The organism is Paenibacillus shunpengii (assembly GCF_042684905.1).
GTDB lineage: Bacteria > Bacillota > Bacilli > Paenibacillales > Paenibacillaceae > Paenibacillus > Paenibacillus shunpengii.
The window spans coordinates 1-1308 of sequence record NZ_JBHUMJ010000016.1 but is presented as its reverse complement, the minus strand read 5'-3'; the positions used below and the strand labels follow the sequence as shown (position 1 = coordinate 1308).

Here is a 1308-nt window from a genome sequence, read left to right as displayed (position 1 = left end):
GTTCTACGCCTTTCTGTGTTTGCTGAACAATTTGATTTCCATAAACGGCAAATGCACCAACAAGAATACCTTGGATTACCGACTGTACGGACCATCCGATCGTAAAACCTGTTAGAACGATGGCTGCTGCTGTAACGATAAAGACTATTGACCAGTTCGGAATACTCGGAAGTTGCTTAGCGACATATCCGACTACCCAGCATGCTACAAGCACCCCGATCAGCAAGGGGTCAATCAACTCAAAAATATACTCCCATGTGAATTCCATATTACCCTCTCCTTATTCGATGTTCTTTTTATCGAAGTTCTTAAGTTTTACAAATAAATCGAATCGCTTGGTGTATGTCAGTACGGCCAGTATGACTAGACCGACCGTTGTACCAGCTTGTGCGATAGTCCATGCGTAAGTTTCAATGGTAATCGCCGTTAGCTCATTTGCATTGCCTACTCGCATCCACACTGCTGTCACCATTTTCACGGTATAAGCGCATAAAAAAAAGAGCATCGCCAGCATAAACAAACTGACAGCTCCTTTAGCAAATCGTTCTCTAAAATACGATGCATGAGCAATGATGATGTATAAAGAACATGCGATGGATATCATGTATTCCGTAATAAGTACAATATCAATGACTCTCATAGTCATTGCTCCCCCTTTTCGACCACTAGATAAGGAAAAAAGTGATTATTCTTTATCTCTTCCTGTAATTCACGCGAAGCATTCCGATACCTGGTTATAGTAACTCGCTCGCGTTTGGTTCTTTCATCCAACTGTTTACTGATCTCCCGCTGCTTTTTAAAAAGTTTGCTCCACACGGCTTATCCTCCTCTGCTCACGTCTTCATCTTTTTTGAGACGACCGAGCAACTCTTTGATGTCCGATAAGCTTTCTTTGCGTTCTTCTTCCATGATTGCTTGCATTCGGTCACGATCTTCTTCTGATCGGTCTAAGTAAAGCTTAGGAACAATCTTACCTGTCATTAACCAGTACAAGAAAGTCAAAACGATGATTAATAAGACTATAGACAAAATCAGCGAAAACCCGTATTTGTCTACAAGTTGCGCCCATTCAGCGACTTCCTGCGAGGTAACTCCTCCAGTTGTTTGCTGCAACAAAATGGACCCTCCCCTTTCTCTATGTCTCAAACAAACTCAGCCCTGCGATTGGCTCATAATATCTAGAATGTACCAAATATCAACTTCCCTGTACTCGTTTTCTGGCTTCCCAGGTGCAAAGTTAGGTGATTCAGACATAAGCAAGTCATAATTTTCACCAGTAATGTACCAAGTTCTTTGTCCAATTTCTAT

3 protein-coding genes are annotated in these 1308 nt (G+C 41.7%); all 3 read right to left on the bottom strand.

The window, feature by feature from the left end:
- On the bottom strand, nt 1-268 hold a 268-nt coding region (locus ACFSVM_RS25510; protein ID WP_379265325.1), incomplete at its 3' end, for a phage holin family protein.
- A gap of 12 nt (nt 269-280) precedes the next feature.
- Nucleotides 281-640 (bottom strand): hypothetical protein, encoded by a 360-nt coding sequence (locus ACFSVM_RS25505; protein WP_379265327.1) that lies wholly within the window; start codon nt 638-640, stop codon nt 281-283.
- A 179-nt stretch (nt 641-819) separates the two neighbouring features.
- A complete protein-coding gene (locus ACFSVM_RS25500) occupies nt 820-1116 on the bottom strand; it encodes a hypothetical protein (RefSeq protein ID WP_379265323.1) in 297 nt (98 codons plus the stop codon).
- Between the last annotated feature and the right edge of the window lie 192 nt (nt 1117-1308).